General features: G+C 61.3%; 13 protein-coding genes. 7 read left to right on the top strand and 6 right to left on the bottom strand.

All coding sequences use genetic code 11. From position 1 onward, the window contains the following. Positions 1 to 347 precede the first annotated feature (347 nt). On the top strand, positions 348 to 1,910 hold the full coding sequence (gene yoaE, locus ENGE1_RS05860; protein WP_048277912.1) for a CNNM family cation transport protein YoaE: 1,563 nt from the start codon (positions 348 to 350) through the stop codon (positions 1,908 to 1,910). Here yoaE and ENGE1_RS05855 read toward each other — a convergent pair. From ENGE1_RS05855 to pabB, 4 genes are all read right to left on the bottom strand, one after another. Next, the gene (locus ENGE1_RS05855) at positions 1,889 to 3,469 is read right to left on the bottom strand and encodes an EAL domain-containing protein (protein ID WP_048252916.1); all 1,581 of its coding nucleotides are present in this window, start codon (positions 3,467 to 3,469) and stop codon (positions 1,889 to 1,891) included. The genes yoaE and ENGE1_RS05855 overlap by 22 nt on opposite strands. Positions 3,470 to 3,583: 114 nt before the next feature. Then, positions 3,584 to 4,948, bottom strand: coding sequence for an L-serine ammonia-lyase (sdaA, locus tag ENGE1_RS05850; protein WP_043083412.1), 1,365 nt, complete (start codon positions 4,946 to 4,948; stop codon positions 3,584 to 3,586). A gap of 173 nt (positions 4,949 to 5,121) precedes the next feature. Further along, positions 5,122 to 5,700, bottom strand: coding sequence for a CoA pyrophosphatase (locus ENGE1_RS05845; protein WP_043083413.1), 579 nt, complete (start codon positions 5,698 to 5,700; stop codon positions 5,122 to 5,124). 2 nt (positions 5,701 to 5,702) lie between these two features. After that, the gene (gene pabB / locus ENGE1_RS05840; RefSeq protein WP_048252917.1) at positions 5,703 to 7,058 is read right to left on the bottom strand and encodes an aminodeoxychorismate synthase component 1; all 1,356 of its coding nucleotides are present in this window, start codon (positions 7,056 to 7,058) and stop codon (positions 5,703 to 5,705) included. Between the two features lie 85 nt (positions 7,059 to 7,143). On the opposite strand from pabB, the gene ENGE1_RS05835 reads away from it, so the two are divergent. After that, positions 7,144 to 7,329, top strand: coding sequence for a YoaH family protein (locus ENGE1_RS05835; RefSeq protein WP_043083416.1), 186 nt, complete (start codon positions 7,144 to 7,146; stop codon positions 7,327 to 7,329). Between the two features lie 61 nt (positions 7,330 to 7,390). Here ENGE1_RS05835 and ENGE1_RS05830 read toward each other — a convergent pair whose 3' ends face one another. Then, a complete protein-coding gene (locus tag ENGE1_RS05830) occupies positions 7,391 to 7,741 on the bottom strand; it encodes a RidA family protein (RefSeq protein WP_048252918.1) in 351 nt (116 codons plus the stop codon). 131 nt (positions 7,742 to 7,872) lie between these two features. On the opposite strand from ENGE1_RS05830, the gene ENGE1_RS05825 reads away from it, so the two are divergent. The 5 genes from ENGE1_RS05825 to rnd all read left to right on the top strand — a co-directional run bounded on the left by ENGE1_RS05825 (position 7,873) and on the right by rnd (position 14,300). Further along, complete coding sequence (locus tag ENGE1_RS05825; RefSeq protein ID WP_048252919.1) at positions 7,873 to 9,783, top strand: ATP-dependent DNA helicase; 1,911 nt, start codon at positions 7,873 to 7,875, stop codon at positions 9,781 to 9,783. A 67-nt stretch (positions 9,784 to 9,850) separates the two neighbouring features. Continuing rightward, positions 9,851 to 10,546, top strand: coding sequence for a tRNA (adenosine(37)-N6)-threonylcarbamoyltransferase complex dimerization subunit type 1 TsaB (gene tsaB / locus ENGE1_RS05820; protein WP_048252920.1), 696 nt, complete (start codon positions 9,851 to 9,853; stop codon positions 10,544 to 10,546). Positions 10,547 to 10,596: 50 nt separating this feature from the next. Next, positions 10,597 to 11,199 carry a Slp family lipoprotein gene (locus ENGE1_RS05815; RefSeq protein ID WP_043083426.1) on the top strand — a complete coding sequence of 201 codons (603 nt, stop codon included), beginning with the start codon at positions 10,597 to 10,599 and terminating at the stop codon, positions 11,197 to 11,199. A gap of 214 nt (positions 11,200 to 11,413) precedes the next feature. Continuing rightward, entirely contained in the window at positions 11,414 to 13,099 is a 1,686-nt protein-coding gene (gene fadD, locus ENGE1_RS05810) for a long-chain-fatty-acid--CoA ligase FadD (RefSeq protein ID WP_146144450.1), read from the top strand. 85 nt (positions 13,100 to 13,184) lie between these two features. Next, positions 13,185 to 14,300, top strand: coding sequence for a ribonuclease D (gene rnd / locus ENGE1_RS05805; RefSeq protein ID WP_162268885.1), 1,116 nt, complete (start codon positions 13,185 to 13,187; stop codon positions 14,298 to 14,300). 37 nt (positions 14,301 to 14,337) lie between these two features. Here the strand turns inward: rnd and minE are convergent, their stop codons facing one another. Continuing rightward, positions 14,338 to 14,607 carry a cell division topological specificity factor MinE gene (minE, locus tag ENGE1_RS05800; RefSeq protein ID WP_043083431.1) on the bottom strand — a complete coding sequence of 90 codons (270 nt, stop codon included), beginning with the start codon at positions 14,605 to 14,607 and terminating at the stop codon, positions 14,338 to 14,340. Positions 14,608 to 14,609 lie beyond the last annotated feature (2 nt).

Raw genomic sequence — 14,609 nt, 5'->3', positions numbered from 1 at the left:
ATCGATTCAGACGAGGGTTAGAAATAAAAAATCACACAACCGCGAATTATTTTAGATAGTGAAAAAATAATTAATGTGATGAAGGTCGGTAAATTACTCATCTGTAAGCAATAATTTTGGGGCGCAAAAAATCTGCAGCAGAGTGCAAAGTGCGGTAAATTTTTGCCGTTTCGTCTCTCTCTCTGTTATGTTTAGCTTCCGTTTAACTAGACAGGAGTACAGGGCGTAGCCCGCAATATGGACCGTCATCGACGCCATTTCAGCCTTTGGCCCCCGGCCATCTCAACACGCGTTTACCTCCCCTCTCGTCATGCCGACGCATTTCATTCTGATAGCCGGAGCGCAACATGGAACTGTTAATGGATCCCTCTATCTGGGCAGGCCTGCTGACCCTGGTCGTGCTGGAAATCGTTCTTGGTATCGACAACCTGGTATTTATTGCCATTCTTGCCGACAAGCTGCCGCCAAAGCAGCGCGACAAGGCGCGCCTTATCGGCCTGTCGCTGGCGCTGGTCATGCGACTGGGGCTGCTTTCCGTTATTTCCTGGATGGTAACGCTGACCAAGCCGCTGTTCAGCGTTGGTGACTACGCGTTTTCGGGCCGCGACCTGATCATGCTGCTGGGCGGTATCTTCCTGCTGTTCAAGGCCACCACGGAGCTGCACGAGCGGCTCGAGAATAAGCAGCACGATGGCGGCCACGGCAAAGGCTATGCCAGCTTCTGGGTTGTGGTGCTGCAGATTGTGGTTCTGGACGCCGTCTTCTCGCTGGATGCGGTGATCACCGCCGTGGGTATGGTGAACCATCTGCCGGTCATGATGGCGGCGGTGGTGATAGCGATGGGTATGATGCTGCTGGCGTCGAAGCCGCTGACCAATTTCGTCAACCAGCATCCGACGGTGGTCGTGCTGTGCCTGAGCTTCCTGCTGATGATCGGCCTGAGCCTGGTGGCGGAAGGCTTCGGTTTCCATATTCCGAAGGGCTACCTCTATGCGGCCATCGGCTTCTCGATAATTATTGAGCTGTTTAATCAGATAGCCCGCCGCAACTTCATTCGCCACCAGTCCAGCCAGCCGCTGCGCGCCCGCACCGCCGACGCTATCCTGCGCCTGATGGGCGGCCGCAGGCAGAGCGCAAGTGGGCACGAGGCGGAGAGTTCCGCTGCGGTGCCGGTGCCGGAAGGCGCCTTCGCCGATGAAGAGCGCTATATGATTAATGGCGTGCTGACCCTGGCTTCCCGCTCCCTGCGCAGCATGATGACGCCGCGCGGCGAGATAAGCTGGGTGGATGCTACCCTGGGTAAATCGGCGATCCGCGAACAGCTGCTCTCTTCGCCGCACAGCCTGTTTCCGGTCTGCCGGGGCGAGCTGGATGAGATTATCGGCATCGTGCGGGCGAAAGAGCTGCTGGTCGCCCTTGAGGCCGATGAGGATGTTGCGGCGATTGCCGCCGAGTCGCCGGCGATCGTGGTGCCGGAAACGCTGGATCCGATTAATCTGCTCGGCGTGCTGCGCCGGGCCCGGGGCAGCTTCGTCATCGTCACTAACGAGTTTGGCGTGGTGCAGGGGCTGGTCACGCCGCTGGACGTGCTGGAAGCGATCGCCGGCGAGTTCCCCGATGCCGACGAAACGCCGGAAATCGTGGTGGACGGCGACGGCTGGCTGGTAAAAGGCTCCACGGACCTGCACGCGCTGCAGCAGGTGCTGGCTCTTGACGGACTGGTCGACGAGGAGCAGAACGTAGCCACCGTCGCCGGACTGGTGATTGCGGAAAACGGCCACATTCCCCGCCGGGGCGACGTGCTGAATATCGCGCCGCTGATCGTCACCATTGTTGAGGCCAACGACTATCGGGTCGATTTAGTTCGCGTCGTGAAAGAACCTTCGCCTTACGACGACGAAGAGGAGTGATCCACTGCCGGTGGTGTGCTTTCCGCCAGCCAGCGCGGAAAGTCCGCCACCGGCATCGGTTCGGCATAGAGATAGCCCTGCAGGATATGCACTCCGCGCTGGCGCAGGTAGTCCGCCTGCTCCGGCGTTTCAACCCCTTCCGCCACCAGCCCGATATTGAGGCGCTGCCCCAGCGCAATAATCATATCCGTCACCGTAGAGTTCACCGCATCGGTTCCGATGGCGCCGGTGAATGACTTATCGATTTTGAGTATGTCGGGATGGAGCTGCTCCAGCCACAGCAGCGAGCTGCTGCCGGTACCGAAGTCGTCAATAGCGAGCAGGGCCCCTTTGCGGTGGAGTTCGTGCACGACCCGGTAATCAACGCCCTGCAGGCCGTCGCGCTCGGTCAGCTCCAGCACCAGCTGCTGGCGGCACGGCTGGCTAAACCACAGGGTATTAATATCATCGAGCAGCTCTCCCTTCAGGAAGTGGCTGGCGGCGACGTTGATGCTGATATGAAAATCGGCGCTGTCGGGGAAGAGATCAATCGAACGTACCGTTTCAGCAATCACGTAGCGGGTCAGGGGCGCGATTTGGCTGTTATTCTCCGCGACCGGAATAAATACGTCCGGCGAAATGCGGCCCAGCCGCGGGTTCTGCCAGCGCAGCAGAATTTCAACGCCGGCGCAGCGGCGGGTGCGGGCGTCTATCTGCGGCTGACAAAAAAGCTCAAATTCGCGGCCGACGATCCCGAGGTTTATCTCGCGAGAGAAACTCATGCGCCCCGCCGTACTGACCCAGGCGATAGCGGTGAACAGCAGCGTAATCAGTGCGACCAGCGGCGTCTGAGTCGGCAGCCACGCCAGGGCAAGCCGGGTGGCGCCGGGGGTTTTCACGCTGATGCTGAAGGGAAACCGCGCTGAATGGCGGGTGACCAGCCCCTTCGCGCCCTGTTGCGCACTCTCCTGCAAAACGCCGTCAGGATCGGTATAGTTCCGGCCATTCACCGAGAGAATAACCTGCTGAATCAGCGGCGGCTGCGGTTCGAGCAGCAGCGTGCCCAGCAGGTGAATATTAATACCCAGCAGTACGCCGTCCTGGCCGTCGGCGGTGGCCGGAAACCACTGAAGCAGCAGCGGAGAGCCCTTAAGGAACGTATGGTCAGTGGTCAGGATCAGGCTGGGCCGCGGCGTCGGCAGCTGCGGCTGCAGGGCGTTGAGCGATACGTGACGGCTGCCCAGCACGCTTGAGCAGTAAATAATACCCTGCCTGACCAGCGAGATGGAGCGCAGAGTTTGCAGCACGGCGGACTGCCGGCGCAGCTCGGCGTTGACCTCATCACAAGGTTGCCCCACCAGCCGGAGCAGGGCCCCGCGGCTCTCTTCCAGCGGACTCATCACCTTATCCAGCGTCTCTACGGTGTGCGCCGTAAAGCTATTAATGCGCTGCTGATTTAAGTTACGCTGCGAAATAAATCGCTGGCCGAAGGAGAGCAGGAGCGTGATCAGGGCGACGGCCAGGCACAGGGCGATCCGTCTGCGGCGGTATTGTTTGATGACCAGGGATGCTGTTTGCATGAATGACGCTTACTCCAGCGCGCGCTAGCCGGTCCGCTGTTGCTTATAGAGCAAGTGTAGCGCTGGACGGAAAAAAAAGCCCGTCTGCGAGAGGCGGGCCGGAAGAGAAAAAATTTAGTCGCACTGCACCTTTATGGCAAGTCCGCCCCGGGATGTTTCCCGGTATTTGGCATTCATATCTTTGCCGGTTTCATACATCGTCTCAATGACCTTATCAAGAGAGACGCGCGGCTCGCTGGTGCGGCGCATCGCCATGCGCGCGGCGTTGATCGCCTTCACGGAGGCGATAGCGTTGCGCTCAATGCACGGTACCTGCACCTGCCCGGCAACCGGGTCGCAGGTCAGGCCCAGGTTGTGCTCCATGCCGATTTCCGCGGCTACGCACACCTGCTCGGGGCTGGCGCCCAGCAGCTCCGCCAGCCCGGCGGCGGCCATTGAGCAGGCTACGCCGACTTCACCCTGGCAGCCCACTTCGGCGCCCGAAATGGAGGCGTTCATCTTATACAGCGCGCCGATAGCGCCGGCGGCCATAAAGTAGCGGGTGTAAATATCCGGCGTCACCGGTTCAATAAACTGGTTCACGTAGGCCAGCACCGCCGGCACGATGCCGCAGGCGCCGTTCGTCGGGGCGGTTACCACCCGGCCACCGGCGGCGTTCTCTTCGTTAACGGCCAGGGCGAACATATTGACCCAGTCCACCACCGCCATCGGATCGCTGGAGGTTTTGTCCTGGCTTACCAGCATCCGGCGCAGCGCCGCGGCGCGGCGCGGCACCCGCAGCGGGCCGGGCAGCACGCCTTCGGTATTCAGGCCGCGATCGATACAGGCCTGCATCGTCTGCCAGACGTTGGCGAAGTAGTCGGCAATCTCCTGCTTCGTATGCAGCGCCAGCTCGTTTTGCATCACCATGCCGGAAAGCGAGAGACCGGTCTCTTTGCAGTAGCCGAGCATCTCTTTCGCCGACGCGAAGGGATAAGGCACGCTAACGTCGCCGGTCAGGTCCTGGCCGAAGTGTTCGGCGTCAACGATAAAGCCGCCGCCGACCGAGTAGTAGGTTTTGCAGTGCACTTCCTGCTCGCCGGCCCAGGCGTGAATGGTCATGCCGTTCTCGTGCAGGGGCAGGTTATCGCTGTGAAAGCGCATCCCGTTGTCAGGAGGGAAGTCCACTTCGCGGCGGCCGTGGGCGAGCAGCAGGCGGCCGCGGTTTTCGACATCGCGGATAAACGCCGGAATGGCGTCTATCTCAACGGTATCCGGCATATTTCCGGCGAGACCCATGATAATGGCGATATCGGTATGGTGACCCTTACCGGTTAATGAGAGCGATCCGTAGACGTCTACCGCCACGCGGGTCACGTCATCAATCAGCCCCATATCGACCAGATCATCGACGAACTGCTTCCCGGCCTTCATCGGACCAACAGTATGGGAAGAGGAGGGACCGATCCCTACCTTGAACATGTCGAATATACTAATCACGTTAACGCTCCTGACAGGGCTGCCGGGGCATACCGGCAACGATGTTATAACTGCGCATAGTGTAAGAGGGAACACGGCGGGCAGCTTAACTATTCACATGAATTAAACTAATGCATTACCGCGGGTTAACTAATGCCGGGCGGCGAAATGCACAAACGCTGGGACGAGTATAGCTAAGGCCTGATGCCGATTTGTAACGCCAGCTCACGAATAATACCCGCGGTCATCCCCCAGACGAAGTAATGCTGATACCAGGAGAGCCAGACCCGGTGCGAGTTACCGCGGCGGTAAATATCCAGCGGATGGTAGCGGCTCAGGCGCAGGGCCTCCGCCAGCGGCATTTCAAACACCGCGGCGACCTCGTCTTCGCTGGCGCGGTAATGCAGGTCCGGCGGGATCACGCCCACCACCGGCGTTACCTGAAAGCCGGTCACGCTGTCCACCGGCGGCAGTACGCCCAGGATCTCCACTGATGAGGGCGGAATGGCGACCTCTTCCTCGGCCTCCCTGAGAGCGGCGGCAATCAGCGAGGCGTCGGTTGCGTCAACCGCGCCGCCGGGAAAAGCCACCTGGCCCGCATGTTTGCGCAACTGCGGCGAGCGGCGGGTCAGCAGCAGCCCCGGCTCCGGGCGGCGGACGATGGGCAACAGCACCGCGGCCTGGCGTCGATTGTGCGCCGCTGGCGCAGGCTGCGGGCGCATCAGCTGGAAGCGGGCGATAAATTCGTTGAGGGAAAAATCCGGGTACGCCATGGTTACTGCTCCAGCTGCTGCAAAATGCGGTTAACTTTCGCGAAGGTTTCCTGATACTCCGCTTCTTCATCGCTGTCGGCGACGATGCCGCCGCCGGCGGAGCAGTAGATCTGGCCGCCGCTGGCGGTCAGCGTGCGGATAGTAATACTGGTGTCCATATTGCCGCAGAAGCTGATATAGCCGATAGAGCCGCACCACGCGTTGCGCCGGTGCGGCTCCAGCTCGTCGATGATCTGCATGGCGCGCACTTTTGGCGCGCCGGTAATCGAGCCGCCGGGAAACGCCGCCCGCAGCAGGTCGGTGGCGTGCAGGGCCGGCGGCAGCTCGGCGGTGATGGTGCTGACCAGGTGATGCACCGCCGGGAAAGGCTCGACCACAAACAGCTCAGGCACCCTGACGCTGCCGGGCGTGGCCACCCGGCCGACATCATTGCGCATCAGATCGACGATCATCAGGTTTTCCGCCCGATCCTTCGGCGAGTGCTTCAGATCCTCCGCCTGGCGCGCGTCCGCTTCGGGGTCGTCGAGGCGAGGCAGGGTGCCCTTAATCGGTCGGGTCTGGATGTGGCCGCGATCCAGCAGGATAAAGCGCTCCGGCGACAGGCTCATCACCGCGCTGTCGGGCAGGCGCAAGAAGGCGCTGAACGGCGCGCGGTTTGCCCGGTTGAGCTGGGTGAACGCCTGCCACTCGTCGCCGCGATATTGCGCCTGAAAACGCTGGGCCAGGTTGACCTGGTAGCAGTCGCCGCTCTGCAGCCAGTCCTGCACCCGGCGGTAGCGCTCGCCGTAGCCTTCCCGGCTCATGTTCGACTGCCAGGGAGAGGTCAGGGCGAACGGCGCTTTGGCAGCCGCAATTTGCGACGTCAGCCACGCCAGCCTCTGGCGCGGATCGTCATGGCTGAGCAGCGTCACGCGCTGCCGGTGGTGATCGACAATCAGCGCCCAGCGGTAGATCCCCACCGCCATATCGGCGGTAGCGATATCGGCCTCAGCCGAGTCGGGCAGTGACTCAAAGCGGCGGCCAAGATCGTAGCCGAACAGGCCCAGCGCGCCGCCCTGAAAGGGAAGGTTTTCGCTGGCGTCCACCGCCAGCTGCTGCTGCTCTAACTGATGTCTGAGTAGAGTGAGCGGATCCTCCGGCGAGACCTGCGTAACGCCACCGGCGGTAATTTCCGTGCGCGCGCCGCGGGTGACCAGCGTGGCCTGCGGATCGGCGACCACGATATCAAAACGGCTGTGGGGATGGTCGGCAAAGCCGGAGTGCAGCAGCATCGCCCACGGCGTACCGGCGAGCGGCGCAAAATAGCGTTCGGCGGCATCGGCCTGCCAGGGCAGCGAAATAACAGCAGGGGACAACATGGACCTCGTTCCGGGTTGCGCCACCGCTGGCTAACCCGCAGGCGGCGTGAAATAATAGGCGCCCACAATGTAGCAGGAGTTAGCGATGTTTGCAGGTTTACCTTCACTGAGCCACGAGCAGCAGCAGAAAGCGGTTGAGCGCATTCAGGAACTGATGGCCCAGGGCATGAGCAGCGGCCAGGCCATCTCACAGGTGGCGGACGAGCTGCGCGCCAGCCATACCGGCGAGCGGATTGTGGCACGGTTTGAGGATGAGGATGACGAGGAGTAGGGCGGGTCGGCCTGTTCCCTCTCCCTGGGGAGAGGGTTAGGATGAGGGGGCAAGCGCGGCCTCACGCCTGGCGCGCGGCCACTACCTTAATCTCCACCTTATAGCGCGGATTCATCAGCCCCGCCTGCACCGTGCAGCGCACCGGCGCTTCCCCGGCCACCACCCACGCGTCCCACGCTTTGTTCATCGCCGCAAAGTCGGCCTTGTCGACCAGAAAGATCGTCGCGTCGAGAATGCGCGTCTTGCTGCTGCCGTGCTTTTCCAGCTCCGCTTCAATCTGCGCCAGGGTATTGGCGGTCTGCTCAAATGCATCGGCGTCCAGGTTGTCCGGAACGGCGGTGTAATAGATGGTATTGTTATGAATCACCACTTCGGACATGCGGGCGCCGGCATCAATGCGCGTAATCGTCATTTTCTGTTTCCTCTCTCTGTTCCATTCGAAAGGCGCAAGAGTGCCATAAAACCCGCACCATCGTCACCACTTTGGCTGGTACAACGTGAGCGGCGCTGACATAATCACTGTCCAGATATCCAGGGGGAAGCGTGACGGACGATTTTGCAACAGATGGCCAGTTAGCCAAAGCGATACCCGGTTTTAAGCCGCGCGAGCCGCAGCGTCTGATGGCGAAGGCGGTCAATGAGGCCATTGATGAAGCGCGTCCGCTGGTGGTGGAAGCGGGCACCGGCACCGGGAAAACCTACGCCTACCTGGCGCCGGCGCTGCGGGCAAAGAAAAAGGTGATTATCTCCACCGGCTCGAAGGCGCTGCAGGATCAGCTCTACACCCGCGATCTGCCGACAGTGGCGAAGGCGCTGAAGTTCACCGGTAAAACCGCGCTGCTGAAGGGGCGCTCCAACTATCTCTGCCTGGAGCGTCTGGAGCAGCAGGCGCTGGCCGGCGGCGACCTGCCGGTCAACGCGCTGAGCGACGTGATTATGCTGCGCAGCTGGGCGAATCAGACCACCGACGGCGATATCAGCACCTGCGTCAGCGTTGCCGAAGACTCCCAGGCCTGGCCGCTGGTCACCAGCACCAACGACAACTGCCTCGGCAGCGACTGCCCGCTGTATAAAGAGTGCTTCGTGGTCAAGGCGCGTAAAAAGGCGATGGATGCCGACGTGGTGGTGGTCAACCACCATCTGTTTCTCGCCGACATGGTGGTGAAGGAGAGCGGCTTCGCGGAGCTGATCCCCGAGGCCGAGGTGATGATTTTCGACGAGGCCCACCAGCTTCCGGATATCGCCAGCCAGTATTTCGGCCAGTCGCTCTCCAGCCGCCAGCTGCTGGACATGGCGAAAGATATCACCATTGCCTACCGCACCGAGCTTAAAGATACCCAGCAGCTGCAGAAGTGCGCCGACCGGCTGGCGCAGGCCACCCAGGATTTCCGCCTGCAGCTCGGGGAGCCGGGCTATCGCGGCAACCTGCGCGAGCTGCTGGCGGACAGCGGTATTCAGCGGGCGCTGCTGCTGCTCGATGATGCCCTGGAGCTGTGCTACGACGTGGCGAAGCTCTCTCTCGGCCGCTCGCCGCTGCTTGACGCCGCCTTCGAGCGGGCCACGCTCTACCGGGCGCGCCTCAAGCGCCTCAAGGAGATCAATCAGCCGGGCTACAGCTACTGGTACGAATGCACCTCCCGCCACTTCACCCTCGCCCTGACGCCGCTGACGGTGGCGGACAAATTTCAGGAGGTGATGGCCGGGAAAAAGGGCAGCTGGATTTTTACCTCCGCCACCCTGTCGGTGAACGACGACCTGCGTCACTTCACCGCCCGGCTGGGTATCGAAGAGGCGAACTCCCTGCTGCTACCCAGCCCCTTTGACTATGAAAAGCAGGCGCTGCTCTGCGTGCCGCGCAACCTGCCGCTGCCCAACCAGCGCGGCGGCGCGCGCCAGCTGGCCACCATGCTGCGGCCGATGATTGAGGCCAACAACGGCCGCTGCTTTATGCTCTGCACATCGCACGCCATGATGCGCGAGCTGGCGGAGCAGTTTCGCGCCATACTCGATCTGCCGGTGCTGATGCAGGGCGAGACCAGCAAAGGTCAGTTGCTGGCCCAGTTCGTGAAGGCCGGCAACGCCCTGCTGGTAGCCACCAGCAGCTTCTGGGAGGGGGTTGACGTGCGAGGCGACGCGCTGTCGCTGGTGATTATCGACAAGCTGCCGTTCACTTCGCCGGAAGATCCGCTGCTCAAGGCGCGGATGGAGGACTGCCGCCTGCGCGGCGGCGATCCGTTTGACGAGGTACAGCTGCCGGATGCGGTGATCACCCTCAAGCAGGGCGTCGGCCGCCTGATCCGCGACGTTACCGATCGCGGCGTGCTGGTCATCTGCGATAATCGGCTGGTGATGCGCCCCTACGGGGCGACCTTTGTCGCCAGCCTGCCGCCGGCGCCGCGCACTCGCGACATCAGCCGCGCAGTGCGCTTTCTCGCCGGGCTCAGCAATAAGTAATCTTTGGTGAATTGTGTTAAGATGCGCGCCATTTTGTTGATCTGCTACTGCGAGAGCGCGACGTCCTATGCGAATTCTGGCTATTGATACCGCCACGGAGGCCTGTTCTGCGGCCCTGTGGAGCGACGGTACAGTCTCTGCTCACTTCGAGCTTTGTCCCCGCGAACACACTCAGCGCATTCTGCCGATGGTGCAGGATCTTCTTGCCGCCGGCGGCGCGGCGCTGACCTCGATTGATGCCCTGGCCTACGGCCGGGGACCGGGCAGCTTTACCGGCGTACGCATCGGTATCGGCATCGCCCAGGGGCTGGCCCTCGGCGCCGGGCTGCCGATGATCGGCGTCTCCACGCTGATGACCATGGCCGAAGGCGCGTGGCGGAAAACCGGCGCCACCCGGGTGCTGGCCGCCATCGATGCGCGGATGGGTGAAGTCTACTGGGCGGAGTACGTCCGCGACGATGCGGGCGCCTGGCGTGGAGAAGCGTCTGAAGCGGTGCTGAAACCGGAGGCCGTTAACGCGCGGTTGAAGCAGCTTGAAGGCCAGTGGGCTACTGTAGGCACGGGCTGGCAGGCGTGGCCGGAGATGAGCAGCGGCAGCCTTGCCGAACTGGCCGACGGCGAGACCACGCTGCCAGCGGCGGAGGACATGCTGCCCATTGCCCGCCGGCTGCTGGCGCAGGGCGACACGGTGGCGGTGGAAAACGCCGAGCCGGTTTATTTGCGTAATACCGTCGCGTGGAAGAAACTTCCGGGCCGGGAATGAATCTCAGTGTTATAACATAGTATAACTTCGGGATTGAAAGGAGCCGCTTTATGGCGAGTCAAACAAAGGTAGTACGCGGGTTACTGGCTGGACTGGTCATGGCAGTATTAAGCGGGTGCGCATCGGTGCCGGAATCGATTCGCGGCACCAGCCCGACGCCGCAGCAGGATCTGGTGCGCGTGATGGCCGCGCCGCAGCTGTACGTCGGGCAGGAAGCGCGCTTCGGCGGCAAGGTCATCGGCGTCAAAAACGAGCAGGGCAAGACCCGGCTGGAAATCGCCACCGTGCCGCTTGACGCCTCCGCGCGCCCGGCGCTGGGCGCACCGTCGCGCGGACGCATCTACGCCGACGTCAGCGGCTTCCTCGATCCGGTTGATTTTCGCAACCAGCTGGTCACCGTGGTCGGGCCGATTACCGGCACCGAGCAGGGGAAAATCGGCAGCACCGATTACCGCTACATGGTGATGCAGGTCATCGGCTACAAACGCTGGCGCGTGGTGCAGGAGGTGATGACCCCGCCGGGCTACATGGATCCCTACTGGGGCATGGGTCCTTATCCCTGGCATCGCGGCTGGGGCTACGGCGGATGGGGCTACGGCGGCGGCTGGTACAGCCCGGGCCCCGCGCGCGTGGAATCGGTCGTTGTAGAGTAACTTATTGAATTAAAAGATTAAGAGACAGCGGCCCGGCCGCTGTTTCTTTTTGCCGGCCCGGATCGCCGGCGGAGAACAAAAATAAATAGTGACGTGCTTCTCAGCCTTAAATGCGACTAATTAATAAACTGGTAGGATAAGTTAATATAGTGTTAACGACTTGTTTATTGATGGGGTTGTGATGACGACGAATTCTCAATTCAGAGGTGATGTGTTGAAAAAGGTTTGGCTAAACCGCTATCCCGCCGGCGTCCCGGCGGAGATCGATCCTGACCGTTATCAATCCCTGGTAGATCTGTTTGAACAGGCAACGACCCGCTATGCCGACCGGCCCGCGTTCGTCAACATGGGCGAGGTAATGACGTTTCGCAAGCTGGAGGAGCGCAGCCGCGCCTTTGCCGCCTATCTTCAGCAGGGCCTGGGGCTGAAAAAAGGCGACCGCGTGGCGCTGATGATGCCTAACCTGCTGCAGTATCCGGTGGCGCTGTTCGGCATTCTGCGTGCCGGCATGACGGTGGTGAACGTCAACCCGCTGTATACCCCGCGCGAGCTGGAGCATCAGCTTAACGACAGCGGCGCCAGCGCCATCGTTATCGTCTCCAACTTTGCCCATACGCTGGAAAAAGTGGTGGCCAAAACCCAGGTGCGCCACGTGATCCTCACCCGCATGGGCGATCAGCTCTCATCGGCAAAAGGCACGCTGGTCAACTTCGTCGTCAAGTACATCAAGCGGATGGTGCCGAAATATCACCTGCCGGACGCCATCTCATTTCGCCGCGCGCTGCAGCAGGGCTACCGGATGCAGTACGTCAGACCGGACGTCGTCCGGGAGGACCTGGCTTTTCTGCAATATACCGGCGGCACCACCGGCGTGGCTAAAGGCGCGATGCTCACCCACCGCAATATGCTGGCTAACCTTGCTCAGGTGCACGCCACCTATGGCGCGCTGTTCAAACCCGGCCATGAACTGGTGGTGACCGCGCTGCCGCTCTATCACATTTTCGCCCTGACCATGAACTGCCTGCTGTTCCTGGAAATTGGCGGCCACAACCTGCTTATCACCAACCCGCGCGATATTCCTGGGCTGGTGAAGGAGATGGCAAAATACCCCTTCACGGCGATCACCGGCGTCAATACGCTGTTTAACGCTCTGCTGAACAATAAAGAGTTTGCCCAGCTTGATTTCTCCTCCCTGCGGCTGGCGGCAGGCGGCGGGATGCCGGTCCAGCACGCGGTGGCCGAACGCTGGGTTAAGCTGACCGGCCGCTATCTGCTGGAGGGCTACGGCCTCACCGAGTGCGCGCCGCTGGTGAGCGTCAATCCGCTGGATGTCGATCGCCACACCGGCAGCATCGGCCTGCCGGTGCCGTCCACCGAGGTTAAGATGGTGGACGATGATGATAATGAAGTCCCGTTCGGCCAGCCGGGCGAGCTGTGCGTCAAGGGGCCGCAGGTAATGCTCGGCTACTGGCAGCGCCCGGACGCCACCGACGAAATTATTAAAGACGGCTGGCTGCACACCGGCGATATCGCGGTGATGGATGATGAAGGCTTCATGCGCATCGTCGATCGCAAGAAGGACATGATCCTTGTCTCCGGCTTTAACGTCTATCCCAACGAAATTGAAGACGTGGTGATGGAACACCCCGGCGTGCAGGAAGTGGCCGCCGTCGGCGTGCCGTCAGAGAACAGCGGCGAAACGGTGAAGATCTTCGTCGTCAGAAAGGACGCCTCGCTGACCGAAGAGGCGCTGATCACCTTCTGCCGCCGCCAGCTCACCGGCTACAAGGTGCCGAAGCTGGTTGAATTCCGCAATGAGCTGCCAAAATCGAACGTTGGCAAGATTTTACGGCGAGAACTGCGTGACGAAGCGCGTGCTAAAGTGGACAATAAAGGCTGAAGCTACGCGTGAGTCGCCAAAAACGCCGGGTGATCCGGCGTTTTTTATGGGCGCAAACCAGTGAGAATGCAGATTGAATTACCAGATGATAACCGATGACGCTGCCCTGAAAGCCGCCTGTGACGCGGCCAGCAGCGTTCCCGCCATTGCGCTGGACACCGAGTTTGTCCGCACCCGCACCTACTATCCGCAGCTTGGCCTGATCCAGATGTTCGACGGCGAAACGGTGGTGCTTATCGATCCGCTGACCATCGGCGACTGGACGCCGATGCGCGATCTGCTGGTCAATAAGAACGTCACCAAATACCTGCACGCGGGCAGCGAGGATCTTGAAGTGTTTCTCAACGCCTTTGGCGTGCTGCCCGATCCGCTGATCGACACCCAGATCCTCGCCGCCTTCTGCGGCCGTCCGATGTCCTGGGGCTTTGCGGCGATGGTTGAAGAGTACACCGGCATTGCGCTGGACAAGAGCGAGTCCCGCACCGACTGGCTGGCGCGTCCGCTGAGCGAGCGCCAGTGCGACTATGCGGCGGCCGACGTCTGGTATCTGCTGCCCATCGCCCGCAAGCTGCTGGCGGAAGCCGACACCAGCGGCTGGCTGCCCGCCGCGCTTGACGAATGCAATCTGATGAAGCAGCGCCGTCAGGACGTGGCCGATCCCGCCGAGGCCTGGCGCGACATCACTAACGCCTGGCAGCTGCGCACCCGCCAGCTGGCCTGCCTGCAGCTGCTGGCCGACTGGCGGCTGCGCAAGGCGCGGGAGCGCGACATGGCGGTGAACTTCGTGGTGCGCGAGGAGCATCTGTGGAGCGTGGCGCGCTACATGCCGGGCAGCATGGGCGAGCTGGACAGCCTCGGCCTGTCGGGCAGCGAAATTCGCTTCCACGGCAAAACGTTGCTGAGCCTGGTCGAAAAAGCCAAAGCCCTCCCGGAGGAGGCTCTGCCGGAGCCGCTGCTGAACCTGATGGATATGCCGGGCTATCGCAAAGTGTTTAAAGAGATCAAGGTGCTGGTGCAGGATGTCAGCAAAGAGAAGGGCGTCAGCGCCGAGCTGCTGGCCTCCCGCCGCCAGGTAAACCAGCTGCTCAACGCCCACTGGGGACTCAAGCCGCAGGCTACGCAGCCGGAGCTGATTTCCGGCTGGCGCGGTGAAATGATGGCCGGGCGACTTAATTCCCTGCTGGCCAACTATCCCCGCTAAGCGGCAATAAAAAACCCTGGCGCGCCAGGGTTTTTTTTCAGGATTTCGACTCTTCCGCTTCCGGGAGAGTGACGTTAAGTTCGAGTATCGAGATGTCGCCATCTTTCTGCTCAAGCTGAACGCTCACCATATCCGGATCAATCTGCACGTATTTGCAGATAACATCCAGAATATCCTTTCTGAGCTGCGGTAAGTAGTGCGGCTCGGCGTCGCTGCGGCGACGCTCCGCGACGATAATCTGTAAACGTTCTTTCGCGATGTTGGCTGTGCTCTTTTTTCGGGAGAGAAAAAAGTCGAGTAAGGCCATAA

This window comes from Pluralibacter gergoviae ATCC 33028 = NBRC 105706 (assembly GCF_001598855.1).
GTDB lineage: Bacteria > Pseudomonadota > Gammaproteobacteria > Enterobacterales > Enterobacteriaceae > Pluralibacter > Pluralibacter gergoviae.
This window is presented reverse-complemented; position numbering and strand designations above follow the sequence as displayed.